Source organism: Frankia sp. AgB1.9 (genome assembly GCF_016786355.1).
Taxonomy (GTDB): domain Bacteria; phylum Actinomycetota; class Actinomycetes; order Frankiales; family Frankiaceae; genus Pseudofrankia.
In genome coordinates this window covers 102,009-116,905 of record NZ_JADWYX010000012.1, presented here as the reverse complement: position 1 = coordinate 116,905, position 14,897 = coordinate 102,009, and the positions used below count along the sequence as shown (strand labels likewise).

At 70.4% G+C, this 14,897-nt stretch carries 14 protein-coding genes; 7 read left to right on the top strand and 7 right to left on the bottom strand.

Going from position 1 to position 14,897, the window contains the following annotated elements:
- Nucleotides 1–733: ROK family protein (locus I6A60_RS06735; RefSeq protein WP_307873554.1), on the bottom strand; the 733-nt coding region annotated here is incomplete at its 3' end.
- Between the two features lie 407 nt (nt 734–1,140).
- On the opposite strand from I6A60_RS06735, the gene I6A60_RS06730 reads away from it, so the two are divergent.
- Nucleotides 1,141–1,707, top strand: coding sequence for an NADPH-dependent FMN reductase (locus tag I6A60_RS06730; RefSeq protein ID WP_203021316.1), 567 nt, complete (start codon nt 1,141–1,143; stop codon nt 1,705–1,707).
- Between the two features lie 26 nt (nt 1,708–1,733).
- On the opposite strand, the gene I6A60_RS06725 is transcribed toward I6A60_RS06730, so the two are convergent.
- On the bottom strand, nt 1,734–2,768 hold the full coding sequence (locus I6A60_RS06725) for a lipase family protein (RefSeq protein WP_307873553.1): 1,035 nt from the start codon (nt 2,766–2,768) through the stop codon (nt 1,734–1,736).
- 518 nt (nt 2,769–3,286) lie between these two features.
- Nucleotides 3,287–3,625, bottom strand: coding sequence for a P-II family nitrogen regulator (locus I6A60_RS06720; RefSeq protein WP_203021314.1), 339 nt, complete (start codon nt 3,623–3,625; stop codon nt 3,287–3,289).
- 113 nt (nt 3,626–3,738) lie between these two features.
- Here I6A60_RS06720 and I6A60_RS06715 point away from each other — a divergent pair, with 113 nt between their 5' ends.
- Both I6A60_RS06715 and I6A60_RS06710 read left to right on the top strand, forming a co-directional pair.
- Entirely contained in the window at nt 3,739–4,281 is a 543-nt protein-coding gene (locus I6A60_RS06715; RefSeq protein ID WP_203021313.1) for a YbhB/YbcL family Raf kinase inhibitor-like protein, read from the top strand.
- Between the two features lie 133 nt (nt 4,282–4,414).
- On the top strand, nt 4,415–4,546 hold the full coding sequence (locus I6A60_RS06710) for a DLW-39 family protein (protein ID WP_203021312.1): 132 nt from the start codon (nt 4,415–4,417) through the stop codon (nt 4,544–4,546).
- 63 nt (nt 4,547–4,609) lie between these two features.
- On the opposite strand, the gene I6A60_RS06705 is transcribed toward I6A60_RS06710, so the two are convergent.
- From I6A60_RS06705 to I6A60_RS06690, 4 genes are all read right to left on the bottom strand, one after another.
- On the bottom strand, nt 4,610–5,491 hold the full coding sequence (locus I6A60_RS06705) for an ABC transporter permease (protein ID WP_203021327.1): 882 nt from the start codon (nt 5,489–5,491) through the stop codon (nt 4,610–4,612).
- An 86-nt stretch (nt 5,492–5,577) separates the two neighbouring features.
- Complete coding sequence (locus I6A60_RS06700; RefSeq protein WP_203021311.1) at nt 5,578–6,501, bottom strand: ABC transporter permease; 924 nt, start codon at nt 6,499–6,501, stop codon at nt 5,578–5,580.
- A gap of 21 nt (nt 6,502–6,522) precedes the next feature.
- Entirely contained in the window at nt 6,523–7,767 is a 1,245-nt protein-coding gene (locus tag I6A60_RS06695; RefSeq protein ID WP_203021310.1) for a spermidine/putrescine ABC transporter substrate-binding protein, read from the bottom strand.
- Between the two features lie 124 nt (nt 7,768–7,891).
- Nucleotides 7,892–9,139: an ABC transporter ATP-binding protein gene (locus tag I6A60_RS06690; RefSeq protein WP_238441193.1), complete on the bottom strand. Its 1,248-nt coding sequence runs from the start codon at nt 9,137–9,139 to the stop codon at nt 7,892–7,894.
- Between the two features lie 1,069 nt (nt 9,140–10,208).
- Between I6A60_RS06690 and I6A60_RS06685 the strand changes: the two genes are divergently transcribed.
- From I6A60_RS06685 to I6A60_RS06670, 4 genes are all read left to right on the top strand, one after another.
- Entirely contained in the window at nt 10,209–11,051 is an 843-nt protein-coding gene (locus I6A60_RS06685) for a maleylpyruvate isomerase family mycothiol-dependent enzyme (RefSeq protein ID WP_203021308.1), read from the top strand.
- 457 nt (nt 11,052–11,508) lie between these two features.
- On the top strand, nt 11,509–12,624 hold the full coding sequence (locus I6A60_RS06680) for a ParA family protein (RefSeq protein ID WP_203021307.1): 1,116 nt from the start codon (nt 11,509–11,511) through the stop codon (nt 12,622–12,624).
- A gap of 38 nt (nt 12,625–12,662) precedes the next feature.
- The gene (locus I6A60_RS06675) at nt 12,663–13,199 is read left to right on the top strand and encodes a hypothetical protein (protein ID WP_203021306.1); all 537 of its coding nucleotides are present in this window, start codon (nt 12,663–12,665) and stop codon (nt 13,197–13,199) included.
- A gap of 170 nt (nt 13,200–13,369) precedes the next feature.
- Complete coding sequence (locus tag I6A60_RS06670; RefSeq protein WP_203021305.1) at nt 13,370–14,731, top strand: hypothetical protein; 1,362 nt, start codon at nt 13,370–13,372, stop codon at nt 14,729–14,731.
- The last annotated feature ends 166 nt before the right edge of the window (nt 14,732–14,897 follow it).

Below are 14,897 nucleotides of genomic sequence, written 5' to 3'. Positions count from 1 at the left end.
GATCACGGCCGCATCGTCGAACGGGTGGACCATCAGCCGGTCGCCCTCGGCGGCGAACGCCGCGGCGGCGGCGGGCCCGGCCGCGGGCCCCCCCGGCCCCCGCTCGCCCCCCCCCCCCCCCCCCCCCCGGCGCGGCCCCGGCACGCACCAGGTCCGCGCCCATCTCGGCCAGCGCGCGGCCGCCGGCGATCGTCTCCAGGCAGCCGACCGAGCCGCAGCCGCACTTGCGACCGTCCACCGGCTCGATGGGCATGTGCCCGATCTCGCCGCCGCGGCGGGCCTGGCCCATCCGAAGCTGCCCGTCGGAGGCGATGGCGCCGCCGATGCCGGTCCCCAGGGTGACGAAGATCGCGTCACGGGCCCCCGCCGCGGCACCGTGCCGCAACTGGCCGTAGGCGAACGCGCGGGCGTCGTTCGCGAGGTTCACCGGACGGCCGGTGGCGTCGGCGAGCTCCGGGCCGACGGCGCGAGTCGCCCACTCGCCCGCGATGTTCGGGACGACGAGCAGCCGGCCGGCGACCGGGTCGAGCGCACCGGCGGCGGCCACCCCGATCGCGCGGGCCTCGGGAACCTGCGCGGCGACGTCCGACAGGGCGCGCAGCACGTCGTCCACCCCGCTGTGCGGGGTCGGGACCCGGCCCTTGCGCGTCACCTGGCCGTCCGCCAGCGTCACCCACTTGATCGAGGTCCCACCGAGGTCGAGACCGAGGACCGTGGCGGACCTGGGCTCCACCTCCTGAGGCCCGGTGCGGTCCTGGGGCCAGCTAGCGGCCTGGAGATCATCAGGCCAGGTGCGAGGCTGTGGATCTTCAGGCCAGGTGCGGGCCTGCGGATCTTGAGGCCACGTGCGGGCCTGCGCTTCCTGGGGCCAAGTGCGGGCCTTGGGGCCGCCCTGAGTCACCGCGCCATTCTCCGTTTCCGCGCTCGGACCGAACAGCGTTCGGCCTGGTTGTCCTGCCGGCCGCCACCACGCGGCCCACAGGTGCCGGGTTGCACCGCCCCGCCGAAGAGTAGGTCCAGACGGCAGGACTGTGGTCAACCCCATGACCGGGCCGGCCGTTTCCCCACCGACCCGGTCGCTAGCCTGAATTTCGTTGCGTGCGCAATCTTCATTGCTCGTCAGAAGGTGGGGCCATCGTCGTGCCGAAACTTGTGATCATCATCGCGAGCACCCGTCCCGGCCGGATCGGGCCCTCGATCGGGACATGGGTCGCCGAGCAGGCGACGGCGCACGGTGCCTTCGACGTGGAGCTCGTCGACCTCGCCGAGGTCGACCTTCCAATGTTCAACGAGCCGAGGCACCCTCGGTTGGGCGACTACGCCCATGACCACACCAAAGAGTGGGCCGCGACCGTGGCCGCGGCGGACGCGTTCGTCTTCGTGATGCCTGAGTACAACCATTCGTTCACCGCGCCGTTGAAGAACGCGATCGACTTCCTGTCCGCGGAGTGGCGATACAAGCCGGTCGGTTTCGCCAGCTATGGCGGTATCGCCGCCGGTACCCGCGCGGTGCAGGCGATCAAGCCGGTGCTCACGGCGCTCGATCTGGTCCCGGTGACGCCGGCGATCGCCCTCGCCATGGTAGGTCAGAAGATCGGCTCGGACGGCCAGCTCGTCGCCGACGCGGCGATGGACGCGGCCGCCAAGGTGATGTTCGACGAGATTGCCCGCTGGACGGCCGCGCTCGCCGGGCTGCGCGCCGGCTGAGCCGGCGCCGCCCGACGCAGGGGTCCTCAGAGCGTCGGGCCGCAGATGCTGTGCATCGGGGCCGGGTCGGCGCGGAACCGGTTCGCGATCCAGGTGTACATGTCGCGGGACGACGTGCTGAAGACCGTGCTGTGGCCGGCGTTCGGGTAACGGTGGTAGTCGACGGCGGTTCCGGCCGCGCACAGGTCCCGCACGACCCCGTCGGTGATCGGCTGGCGGATGACGTTGTCGGCATCGCCCTGCAGCAGCAACAGCGGTGGCATGGCGCCGATCACCGCCTTGCGCTGCGCGGCGAACCTGGAGACGTAGGGCTCGATGGTCAGCGGGTCATGCAGAAACACCTGGGCCTCGGTGAGCCCGGTACTGGCTGTCACCAGGTCGACCGCACACTTGTGCTGCAAGATCGACAGTAGCCGCTTCCCGTGTGTGGTCAGGTCGGCCGACAGGTTCACCGAGGGATAGGCCACCGAGACGCCATAGGCCGCCATCAGGATGTAGGCGACGCCCGTGTCGTTCTCGTCGCGCAGGCTCGCCAGCGAGCGTGGCAGGTCCGCGAGCGGCGCCATGGCGACCACACCGCGCACCCTGAGCTCAGGCGCGTAGCCGGTCATCACCCCGGCGGCGAGCGCGGCCTGCCCGCCCTGCGAGTAACCCCAGATGATCATGTCGCTACCCGCATGCGCCGCCGGCAGCGCGCGGGCGGCCCGCACCACGTCGAGCAGGGCCTGGGCCGCGGGCCTGGCCACGTAGATCGCGTGGTCGCCGGGGGTGCCAAGGCCGATGTAGTCGGCGGCGGCGACGACGTAACCCTGCTGGACCAGCGAGAAGGTGCTGCCGACGGCGGTCAGCGCGGGCTGGGCCAGTGACGGTGCGCAGGCGTCCGCCACGCCCGTGGTGCCATGACCGAAGGCGACCACCCGCCGGCCACCGGACGGCACCGTGCCGCCGTGCCCCGGTGCCGGGCTGAGCACCAGCCCGGAGGCCGCCACGTCGGCGCCGTTCTGGTCCCGGGTGTGGTAGATCACCCGCCAGGCCGTGATGCCGGCCGGTGCACCGGCCACCGGCGTCGCCGTGATCAGGCTGCCGGGGGCGCCTGGAGCCAGCGACTGCGCCGTCGCCCCGCCCGCCGCCGCGGAAGAGCCAGCCGAACAGCCAGCCAGCGGCGCTGCGAAGGCCAGGGCCGCCACGAGACAGCCAAGGACGCGGCGCGCCTGACCTCGGCCCAGTGCGCCCAGGTTCGCCCGCCTCGCCACACTCTGAGCGTATTCACCCATCCGGCGCCTCGATGTTTCACGTGGGTCACGCCGCACCCGGATTCGGGTCGGACCACCGCCTCGCCCGCGCACGAGCGATGATCCGGCCACCGAGCCCGGCATCCCCGGGGCAACAAAAAGGCCCCGATCGACGCGCCAGACGGGCGGCGAAGCGGGGCATAAGGAGTCCCGGTGACGTACCCATCGATACGGGGGGATTCGAGGGGTACGCCGACCGGGACAAGCCATACGTTACAGGTTCGGCGTGGCCTTGTCGCCACTCCGAAGAACAACGGACAACATCCGGACCCTCAGCTGCTGGAACTTTAGATGGCGTCCATGCCCCGTTCGCCGGTCCGAACCCTGGTCAGCGAGACGACGGGGGTGATCCAGATCTTCCCGGCCCCGCTGGCCGTGCTCGCGGCCGAGCCAAGGATCACGTTCACGATGTCATCGGCGTCCCCGTCGTCGACGAGGACCTCCATCCGGACATTACTGACAGACTCGTCGTGGAAGCGCCGCCCCCGGTACGAACTGGTGCGCGACACTTCCTTTCCGTAACCAGACGCCTGGCTAATTGTCATCCCATGGATACCGAACGTGGTCAGCGCGGCGCGCACGTCGGCCACCCGGTGCGGGCGGAGAATTGCGGTGACAAGCTTCACGACCAGGCCCCACTCATGCGCTCGGACTGCGGTATTTCGTCCCGCCAAAGCGTAGAGCCGACGGATGGCTGGGTCCTGCGCCCCACACCGGCTCTTCTGGAGGACCGACGAAAATGTCGCTGGCTGACCGCGCTCCGGCACCGGACCCGATCGACCTGCTCCCGCCCGCGCCGACCTTCGCCGTGACCAGTACGGACTTCGCCGACGGCGCGCCGCTGCCCCTGGCGCACGCGCACGGCAGCGCCGGCGGCGGCGACCTGTCGCCGCAGCTGTCCTGGTCGGGCTTCCCCAGCGAGACGAAGTCCTTCGTGGTCACCTGCTATGACCCGGACGCGCCAACCGGCTCCGGTTTCTGGCACTGGGTTCTCGTCGACATCCCGGCGTCCGTGACCGAGCTCACGACCGGTGCCGCCTCCGGCGATCTGTCCGGCCTCCCGTCCGGCGCGTACCACGTCGCCTGCGACTGGGGCACCAAGAGCTACGGCGGCGCCGCGCCGCCGGCTGGCGACCGCCCACACCGGTACGTCTTCGTCGTGCACGCGGTCGACGTGCCAAAGCTGGAGATCAACGACGCCGTCGCTCCCGCGGTCGTCGGCTTCAACCTGGCGTTCCACACGCTGGCCAGGGCGGTCATTCGAGGCACCTACCAGCGCTGAGGCTCGCGCCACGATCAGCCCAACCGGGATACGTTGACGGGATGAGTCGACGGCCGGCAGGCCGCAGGCTGCTTTCCCGGAACCCCGAAGCCGAAAACCCCGGCACCGGAACCCAGGCAAAGGAGGGCGTCCGATGATGCGCAGGCTTGCGTTGATCGCCGCGGTCGCCAGCGCCGCCGCATTGGCCGCCCGCTGGCGCAAGGACAAAAGCGAGCAGGTTGACCTGTGGCACGAGGCGACCTCCGCCGACCAGGGCGGCAACTAGCCCGACGGGCCGGGATGGGCCCCGTCAGGGGATCCATCCCGGCCCAGGTCTGCCCGGCAGTCCTCAGACGGGGACGACGCCCAGGTCCTCCTCGGGCGCGCGGGCCTTCGCCCCGCGACCGATGACGAAACCCCCGACGGCCAGCAGAATGCCGCCGACGAAGATGATCGTCGCCATCACGTTGACCTGCGGCGGGACACCGTTCTTGGTCGCGCCCATGACCCACAGCGGGAACGTGAGCGTGCCGCCCGCGTTGAACGCCGTGATGATGTACTCGTCGATCGACATCGAGAACGCCAGCATCGCGCCGGACAGGATGCCCGGCAGGATGATCGGGAGCGTCACCAGGCGGAACGTCGCCCAGGGGCCGGCACCCAGATCGCGGGCCGCCTCTTCGAGACTCATGTCGAAACTGGCCAGCCGTGTACTGACGACCACCGCGACATAGGCCAGGTTGAACATGACGTGCGCGATCAGGATCGTCAGGTACCCGCGCGGGATGTTCATCGTGATGAACAGCGAGAGCAGCGACGAGCCCAGCACCACCTCGGGCGCGGCGATGTTCGCGAAAAGCAGCAGGTTCACGCCGCCCTGGCCGCGGAACGCATGTTTCCCGATCGCCATGCCGATCATCGTGCCGAAAGCCGTCGCGATCAGGGTCGACAGCACGCCGATCGTCAGGGAGTTCACCAGCGAGCTGGTGAGGTCCGGGTAGGCCCCGAGCCGGCCCCACCATTTGAAGGTGAAGCCCTGCCAGTGGGTGTTCTGGCGGCTGTGCGTGTCATTGAAGCTGAAGACGATCATGAAGATGATCGGTGCGACCAGCCACAGCAGGATCAGCCAGGTGTAGGCGTGCATCAGGTGCGCGCCCCAACGGATACGCGGCCGCCGCCTCGTCGCGGCCGGCCGCGCCTCGGCGGTCGTCACCGCGGTCGGCGCGCTCAGAGTCTCTGGTTCGCTCCGTCCGCCGCGAGCTACGGCCCCGTCCTCCGCACGCTCCGGACGGGACCTCCGCACGCGTCCTCCTACGCTCACCGGGTCGCCATCTCGAACACGTCCCGGGTGCCGAGCACCCGGGCGTAGATGAGGATGCCGATCAGCAGGATCACCATCAGGATGAACGACAGCGCCGACGCGAGGGGATAGTCCGCGTTCGTCAGGAACGCCGTCTGGATGATGTTCCCGATCATCGTGTTGTGGGTGCCCCCGAGGATCGACGCGTTGACGTAGTCCGAGGTCGCCGGGACGAACGTGAGCAGCACGCCGGCGAACACGCCCGGCATGGACAGCGGCAGCACCACCCGGCCGAACACACCGGCCTTGTTGGCGTACAGGTCACCCGCTGCTTCCAGCAGCCGCGGGTCCATCCGCTCCAGGGCCACGTAGATCGGCAACAGCATGAACGGGAACGAGTTGTACGTCAGGCCGCCGATCACCGCCGCCGAGGTCGCCATGACCCGGAAGCCGTCCGGCAGCAGCCCGATGTGCTTGAGGTTCCCGAGGATGACGCCGTCGTCGGCGAGCAGGAACTCCCACGAGACGGTCCGGATGATGAACGAGACGAGGAACGGGAGCAGGACCAGGAAGAGGTAGGTCGCGCGTCGCTTCCCGCCGTAGAAGGCAATCCAGTACGCCATCGGATACGCCAGCACGATCGACAGCACCGTGCAGGCGCCGCCGTAGATGAACGACCGGATCAGCTGCGTCGAGTACTCGCTGATCGCGTGCGGGTAGATCCCGAAGTTGAAGGTCTGGGCGAAGCCGTCGGTCACGTTCCCGGTCTGCAGCGAGACCGAGAGCATGACGAGCATCGGCACCACGAAGAAGATCGCGAGGTAGAGCCCGCCCGGGGTGGACAGCAGGTAGGGGGTCCACGGCGAGCGCCAGTGCTTCGGCTTCTTCCCGCGGCCGCCCGCCGCCCCGCTCGCCGGGGCGGCGGCCACAGTCTGGGTCATGATTCGCTCCGGTTCAGGCGATCACGACTGGACGATGGGCTGGAAGATGCCGTTCCAGGTCTTCTCCTCGGCCGCGGTGAGGTCGCGGTACCGGTAGGTCTTCTTCAGGTCGTCCGCGGTTGGGAAGATCAGCGGGGATCCGGAAAGCGCCGGGTCGACCAGCGACTTCGCGGCCGGAACCGGGGTGATGTAGTTGATGTAGTCGGTCAGCATCGCCGCGACGTCCGGCTTGTACACGTAGTCCATGTAGGTGATCGCGTCGACCGGGTGGGTGGCGGTGATCGGGATGCACATGTTGTCCGTCCAGAAGAGGCCACCCTCCTTCGGGACCACGAACTTGAGGTTCTTGCCGCCGGCCTGCTGCTGGTAGACGTCGCCGGACCAGGCCATCGACAGCCACAGGTCGCCGGAGGCCAGCGCATCGATGTAGCCCTGGTCGTAGTACTTGCGCACGATGCCGTCGTCGCGCTGCTTCGTCAGCTTCGCGGCGGCGTTCTTCCAGTCCGCCTCGGTCGACGTCTCCGGCTTGATTCCCATGCCGACCATCGCGAAGTTCGGCAGGTCCTCGTTGTCGCCGAACATGCCGACGTGGCCCTTGAAGGCCGGGTCGAACAGGTCCTCGTAGCTCGTGATCTCGCGCCCGGTCTTCTCGGGGTCGTACCCGATCCCCACCAGGCCGGACTGCCACGCGACGGTGTACTTGTTGCCCTTGTCGTAGGAGGGGCTCTTCACCGACGGGTCGGCGTTCTTGGCGAAGGTCGGCAGCTTCGTCTGGTCCAGCGGGGCGAGGAAGCCCAGCTCGATGAACTTGTCCAGGTAGACGCCGTTGGTGATGACGATCAGGTCGGCGCTGATCGACTGGTGCGCCGCGAGCTGCGGCTGCACCTTCGCGAAGTACTCGCCGTTGTCCTGGATCGACTCCCGGTAGTTGACGTGGATACCGGTGTCCTTCTCGAACTGGACCAGCGACGGGTGCTTACCGTCGTCGTCGGTGTCCATGTAGAGCGGCCAGTTGGCGAAGTCGAGCGTGCCCGCCTTCTTCTTGTCGCTCCAGAACGTGGCGACGTCGTCGGCACTCGCCGGCGCCTTCTTCTCCCCCTTGACGCCGCACGCGGCGAGGAACGCGGCGAGGCCGGCGGCGCCGCCTGCCTGCAGGAACTGCCGGCGGCCGAGGCGGGGCTGGGTGAGGCCACGCAGGAGGGCCGGGTCGACGGCGGGAGCCGGCGACTGGGCGCCGGGACGGTCCGTGCTGTCGTGCGTCGTCACGTGGGAGATCCTCCGCGAGGTGCTGTCAGCTGAACGCGCTTCTTGTCAGGGATCTGTTGGTTCAGGGCCTGCCGGGTCGGCCCGAGGACCGGCCAGGACGTTCTTCGGTGCCCCGCGGCCACCGTCAGGCGGCGGCGGGGGTGGAGCTCGCTGTGCCGGGCGCGAGGGCGAATGAGTGGTCCTCCCGCCAGGACAGCCAGACCTCGTCCCCACGGCGAGCGATGTCAGCCGAGTCCGAGCTGTTCTGCCAGAAGACCGTGATCTCGTCGCCGCCCGGGGTGAACACCGTGTAGGTGGTGTTGGTCCCCAGGTAGACGACCTCGGTGACCCGGCCGCGCAGCATGCAGACGTCGCCGTCCGGCCGGTCGACCGTCATGCCGATCTTCTCCGGGCGCACGGTCAGCTCGACGACGGAACCGGTGCGCACCGACTCCAGGTCCTCGTGCATCGGCACCATCAGCCGCTCGTCGATGCCCGCATCAAGGATCGCGACCGGACCCGTCCCATCCGTGGTCACCGTCTTCACAGTCCGGCGCAACACGTTCGAGGTGCCGATGAAGCCCGCGACGAATCGGGTGCGCGGTCGCTCGTAGAGGTCGCGCGGGGCGGCCAGCTGCTCGATCCGGCCCTTGTTCATGACCGCGATGCGGTCCGACATGGTCAGCGCCTCGCTCTGGTCGTGCGTCACGTAGACGAACGTGATGCCGACCTCGCGCTGGATGCGCTTCAGCTCGATCTGCATGGTCTCGCGCAGCTTCAGGTCGAGCGCGCCGAGCGGCTCGTCCAGCAGCAGTGCCCGCGGCTCGTTCACCAGTGCCCGGGCCAGCGCGACCCGCTGCTGCTGGCCGCCGGAGAGCTCCTTGGGCTTGCGGTCGGCCAGCGCGCCGAGCTCGACCAGCTCAAGCATGTTGGTCACCCGCTCGCGCATCGCCTGGCCGCGGATGCCCTTGCGCTTCAGGCCGAAGGCGACGTTGCCCGCGACATCGAGATGCGGGAAGAGGGCGTAGCTCTGGAAGACCAGGTTGACGTCCCGCCGGTTCGGCGGGGTAGCCGTCACGTCGTTGCCGTGCAGCAGGATCTGGCCCCGGCTCGGCTCCTCGAAGCCACCGATCATGCGCAGCGTCGTCGTCTTCCCGCAGCCCGACGGCCCCAGCAGCGAGAAGAACTCGCCCTCGGCGATCTGGAGGTCGACGGTCTCCACGGCCGTGACGGCGCCGCGACGCGACGCGTAGTCCTTCGCGACGCCGATCAGCTCGATCGCTGGCGGCACCGCACCCGTTCCACCCGTGGGCACCGTCGGCGTACTGACCGTCGGCACCGACGTCGACACCCCGTCCGCGGTCACCGCCAAGACCCGCACCTGCCTTCCCATGTTTCGCGACAGATCTAGGGCAATCCGTAGAAGTCACGCCCCGATGCCGAGTCAGACTGCCAGCGGCATGTGCCCTGGACAAGGGATCCGACGTAAAGGTTCGATTTCCCAGCCGAATCAGAGCCAGGACGGCTTGCCGGCTAGGGAATCCACTCACCAGGCGGGGTCATCGACACTGATGCGATGGCGTTGGCCACCGACTCGCCGTTCGCGGATGGAAAGCGTCTGTGCACGGACGGGGACCATCCAGGCGGCCGCCCGCGCAACGCTGCCCCAATGGTGGTCAGCCTACGGTCGATGCTCGGCCGCCTGGCCCACCGAACCAAACAGTGAGGTCAGGACCACCCTGGGCCAACACCGCTCCCATGTGGTCACCGTCTGCACACGGACGAATGGAATGTCCCGGTCGCCTGCCCTCGATGGTCACCGTCACGGAGCGGGCCGCCACCCGGGCCGGAACGCACCGAGCCGCTGAAGCCGCTGACCGCCTGAGGTCATCGTTAGATCTTTCATCGCTTTTCACCGGCGGGCCGGGTCCCAGCGGCGCGCCAGATGCCCTCAGCGGACGGGTCCCGCTGAGGGCACGGGTTCCACCGACGAGCCAGCGCCGCATCTGAAGGTTCGCCTCGCCCCGAGGCCAGCAAGATCGCTGTTTCGGCCCTCGCATGGCTGTAACCGCAGCGTTCTTGCGACCATGCGAGGGCCGAAACAGCGATCAAGCCAGCGGGCGGACCTGGCCGGACACGGCACTAGCTGCCGTCGACGGCCCGGCTGCTAGTGAGAGGACGGGTCCCATGAGTGGGACGCGTGCCCTCCGTCCACGACACCCAGCCTCGCCGCCCGACACCCTGCGGCCGACACCCGGCGGCCGGCGGCCGGCGGCCGGCTCAGGTTCGGCCCCGACCCGGCGTCGGCGACGCTGCCCCTTCCAACCGGCGGCGATCGTCATGGCGCTACCCACTGGTGGTCACCGTCTCTCGTGTCCGGGGACCAGCCAGACCACCGATGGGCAGCGTGCCGACGGAGCGGTCGGCTGGCGGGCGGGCACACGGCGGCGCATCGTGGACGGATGGCGACCGAGACGCGCGCCGGGGTCCGGGAGTCAGGCCTGCCGCCGTCCGCACGGGCGACGCACACCACGCCCGCCGGCACCGGCTACCTTCCCTCCCCGGTTCCGCACGACCTGCTGGCCGGGGTGTCGGCGTCGCACCGGCGACTGCTCGCCCTCGCCACGGCGCTGGACGACGCGACCGTCGCCCGGCCCGCCCTGCTGCCCGGCTGGACCGTGGGGCAGATCCTGCGTCATCTCACCGTCGGTGCCCACAACCACACGAGCCTCGTCCAGGCGGCCTGTGCCGGCGCCGCCCCGGTACCGCTGCCTACCGGCGACTCGGCGGCTGACGACCCGACGGTCCACCCGGGCGCCGATTCCGCCGAGCGCCTCCGCGATGACCTGGCCGCGGCCATCGCCGGGCTGGAGCGCGCCTGGGACGCGACCCACGTCGAGGTCTGGCGCACCGGTCTTGGGATGTGCCGGCTCGAGCCGGCCGCCGGCTCACGCCTCGACGGCCCGGTGACCCTGGCGGACCTGGTGTTCCTTCGCTGGCGCGAGGTCGAGATCCACGGGGTGGACCTGGGGCTCGCCGACCGCGGCGGCCCTGGCTGGGCCGACCTGCCCGCTCCCTACGTGGACGCCGAATGGGACTGGACGACCGCCCGGCTGCCGGAACGGTTGCCACCCGGGGTCAGCGTCGTGCTCGCTCCGGGCGATCGACCGTCGCGCGCGTTCGGCGCCGGCCCGCGGCCGGCCGTCGTGCGGACCTCCACGGCCGAAACGCTGCGCTGGCTGCTCGGACGCCTCCCCCGCCCGGCGGCCCCCAGCGGCTGGCCGGACCTGTGTTCCTGGGAATGACGGTGCCCCCAGCAGGGACGGACTCCCACGCTGTCCGCTGATGGGCAGCGTCATGGCTCGTGATGGGCAGCGTCACGGCTCGGCACCGGCCGCGCTCCTCAGCCCGGCGAGCGTCGGTCGGGAACGCTGCCCACTAGCGGTCCTGGTGACCGTCACGCCCGGGTCGAGGTGGTAGCCCGGCCGCGCACGCTGCGCCTCGATGGGATCCGTCCGACCTCGCTGCCCACTAGTTGGGCAGCGTCCGAACGTCCGGCACCGGCCCGGTTACGACGTTGGTGCCGTGGCGGTGCGCTCGTCGCTGGCCATAGGGAGACAATGGTCCGGTGGGTGCGCACCATGCCGGTATGACCGGTTTGCCTGGCCCTCGGGACCAGGGGCGACGGAGCGACGTCGGGTCGCGCGTCGTCGACCTCCCCGACGTGACCCCGGCCTGCCGCGCGGCGCGGGGGGGCCACTCTTGATCACGATGGCACTGTTCAACAACAAGGGTGGCGTCGGCAAGACCACGCTCACCTTCCACCTCGCGCACATGCTGGCCCGGCAGGGGCATCGGGTACTCGCCGTCGACCTCGACCCGCAGGCGAACCTGACCGCCCAGTTCCTCGACGAGGACGACCTGGCGACCCTCTGGCGGGAGCAGATCGTCGGTGCCTCGACCGGTGGCCGCGGGTCGACCGCATCCTCGGCGCCGCGCCACGACATCCTCGGCGGCCGGCGGTCCCGGATCGTCGAGGGCACCGGCACGATCGCCACCGCCATCGCTCCGATCATGGAAGGCGTCGGGGACGTCTCGCTGTTCGAGCCGGTGTCGGTCGACGACAACTTGTGGCTGCTGCCAGGGGACGTCGACCTGAGCGTCTTCGAGGACAAGCTGTCGGCCGCCTGGCCGAACAGCTTCCTCGGCAAGGACGTCGCCGCGCTGCGGACCACGACTGCCCTGCACCGGGTCGTCGACCACAGCGGCAAGGCGGTACGGGCCGAGATCGTGCTCATCGACGTCGGCCCGAACCTCGGCGCGATCAACCGCGCGGCCCTGCTGTCCGCGGACACGGTGCTCATGCCGCTGAGCGCCGACCTCTTCTCGCTGCGCGGCCTGCGCAACCTCGGCCCGACCCTGCGGGACTGGCGGTCCACCTGGCAGGGCATGGTGCTGCCGAAGGTGCCCGACCGGATCGCCGCACCGCGCGCGTTGATGATGCCGATCGGCTACGTCATCATGCAGCCGGCTTCCGGCCGGGACCGCCCCGCGCGGGCCTTCGACCGCTGGCTCGACCGGATTCCCGAGGTCTACGCCACGTCGGTGCTCGGCACACAGCGCGCCGACCCCTATGACAAGTCGTTCGAGATCGCGAGCCTGCCGCACTACCAGACCCTCATGCCGCTCGCCCAGGACGCCCGCAAGCCGATGTTCGAGCTGCGCTCCGGCGACGGCGCACTGGGCAGTGCCCAGACCTACGTGCGCAAGTGCTACCAGGAGTTCCGCGACCTGGCGGTGAACGTCCGGGAGCGGCTGCGCTACCTGGACCCGACCCTGCCCAGACTGCCGGTCTCCGCGGCCGGAACGAGGCAGTAAGGCGGCCCGAGCCCCGACAGGTCCTCCAAGACGCCCAGGTGACCGAGACAGCAAAGGCGGACGCCACAGCGATGCCCACCAGGATTCCGCTCAGCCACGATCGCTTACCCGCAGATGTCACGGACCGGTTCACGTGGCGCCGCCGCGCGGACGCGCCGGCGGCCGGGGCCGCCGCGCGATTCCCGCTGGCCGCGCTGGCCGGCTTCGCGCTGACCGGCGTCATCATCGTGGTGGCGGTCGTCCTGTTCGCCCGCAACCCGGCCCTGGACACGACCCACACGGTCGCCTCCGGGAAGCCACAGACCAGCCTCGCCACCCCGGCGTCGATGGTGGCGGCGCGGGAGGCCACCCCGGCCCCGACGCCCGCCGCGGTGTCGGCCTCGCTAGCCACCACCTCGGCGGCCCTGGCCACCCGCCAAAGCGCGGCTCCGACCACTCGGCGGCTGTTCGGTGGCCCGAAGCCGACCGCCACGACCGGCGCCGGGCGTGACGGCGCGGTTGCCGCGGCGACTGCCTGCCGGGATTCGCCCATCGCCCAGTACCTGATGCGCCACGGACTGCCGATACCCTGCTGATGGCGGATTGGTGATCTGTTGTCGGCCTTCACCCGGTCGACCCGCCTGCAAGACGACCTCTACCGCTATGTGGAAGCGTGGGACCTCGGAAGCCAGTGGTTCGCAGCCGCGCCGCGGCGCGGTGGTACCCGCGGACCGGTGCGAGAAGTAGGCGACAGGGGCAGGTCACGATGAGCGAAACCGCTGCCGGGGACTGGGAAGACACCCCCGACGCGGCGTCTGGGCTGGCACGCCCCTACGTCGCCGTCGACCCCGACGAGACACTTCGGCCCGGTCCGGCAGAGGGCGCGGAACAGGCCAGCCAGCCGGCGGTCCCGCCGGCTGAGCCCGGCGCCACGCTCGACAACAGTCACCGGGGAACTCACCACATCACCACCACGACGCCGACCGACTCCCCAATTCCGGACAATACGGGCACACCGGCCGGCGCCAAGGTCGCTGTGGCCGAGCCTGCCGCGTCGCCCGAGGCGACCTCGGTCGAAACCACCAAGCCGGCGCCCGCAGCCCTCTCGCTCGCGAAGGCCGACAAGCCGGCGGTGGCCAGGCCCAAGGCGTCACCAGGAGCCGACGCGGACGCCGAGACGACCGATCCGGGACTAACCGCATCCGGTCTCGTAGAGCCCGGCCCCATCGCGTCCGACTCCACCGGGGTGACGGTGGCCGAGCCGCCTGCGCCGGCAGCCGACGGCGATCGGACCGTGGCGACGGGCGACCTCGAAGCGCCGGCGCCCGGCGACGAGACGATCCGGTCCGCTGACACCCCCGTGGGGACCCCCGAGGCTCCCGCGGCCGTGTCGGAGTCTGCTCAGACGGGCCTCGACGCCAACGACCTCGACAGCGGCGATCCCGAAGCCGCAGGCGAGGACGACCCCGAAGCCACGGTGGTCGGCCTCGAGTCCGGCGCCTTGCCAGACCCGCGTCCCCAGCTCCCGATCGACGACTCCGCGGAGATCAACGAGGTTGACCGGGCGGCCGCGATCGGCGCGGCCGACGGCGGGGCCGCGTTCCTCCGCCCCGGGCAGCGCCCGCAGCGGGACGCGCGGAAGTGGATCCACGTCGTCCGGCACGGATATGTCCTGCGCTCCCGGTCCGGCATGACGATCGCCGCCGCCGTCGTGCTCGTCGTACTGACCCTTTTCGGCCTGACCGGACTGCTGCTGTCCAACAGCAACTCCCCCGCGGGCTCCGGCAAAGCGATCGTGTTCGTCGACACCGAGGCGCCGACGATCGACTTCGCAAGCTTTCCCGCCGTGATCGAGCCGCCGGCAACGGCCGCGCCGCCCACTCAGGCCGGCGTGAACGCCGTGCAGGCGCAGTCCGTCGGCCGCGCCGACGCGCGCCCGCGCGGCTCCAGCGCCAACGCACCGGGCAGCCACCAGCCACAGCCGACCTCGCCCGCAGGAGCCCCGACCGCCCCGACCAGCGAGGCCGCCCCCAACTCCCCGGCGCCCGCCACCAGCAGCTCCAAGTCCGACTGCTGGACGAACTTCCCCGCCATCGCGACGCTGCTCAAGCGCATGGGCGGCTGCTAACGCCGTGACCGCCAAGGTCTTGCCCGTCACCTTGATCGCCGTTTTCACCCTCCGGTGGCTATGAAACAGACCCGGTAACAGCCACTGGAGGGCCGAAACGCCGATCATGGGGACGCCGGAAACGGGCGAACCGTGCCGGAGGCGGCGCTAGCCCCTCCTCCCGCTG

Excerpts from the sequence above, each read along its gene's own strand:
- I6A60_RS06715 (WP_203021313.1), top strand. The coding sequence starts at position 3,739 with ATGTCGCTGGCTGACCGCGCTCCGGCACCGGACCCGATCGACCTGCTC.
- I6A60_RS06710 (WP_203021312.1), top strand. The coding sequence starts at position 4,415 with ATGATGCGCAGGCTTGCGTTGATCGCCGCGGTCGCCAGCGCCGCCGCA.
- I6A60_RS06700 (WP_203021311.1), bottom strand. The coding sequence starts at position 6,501 with ATGACCCAGACTGTGGCCGCCGCCCCGGCGAGCGGGGCGGCGGGCGGC.
- I6A60_RS06690 (WP_238441193.1), bottom strand. The coding sequence starts at position 9,139 with ATGGGAAGGCAGGTGCGGGTCTTGGCGGTGACCGCGGACGGGGTGTCG.
- I6A60_RS06685 (WP_203021308.1), top strand. The coding sequence starts at position 10,209 with ATGGCGACCGAGACGCGCGCCGGGGTCCGGGAGTCAGGCCTGCCGCCG.
- I6A60_RS06670 (WP_203021305.1), top strand. The coding sequence starts at position 13,370 with ATGAGCGAAACCGCTGCCGGGGACTGGGAAGACACCCCCGACGCGGCG.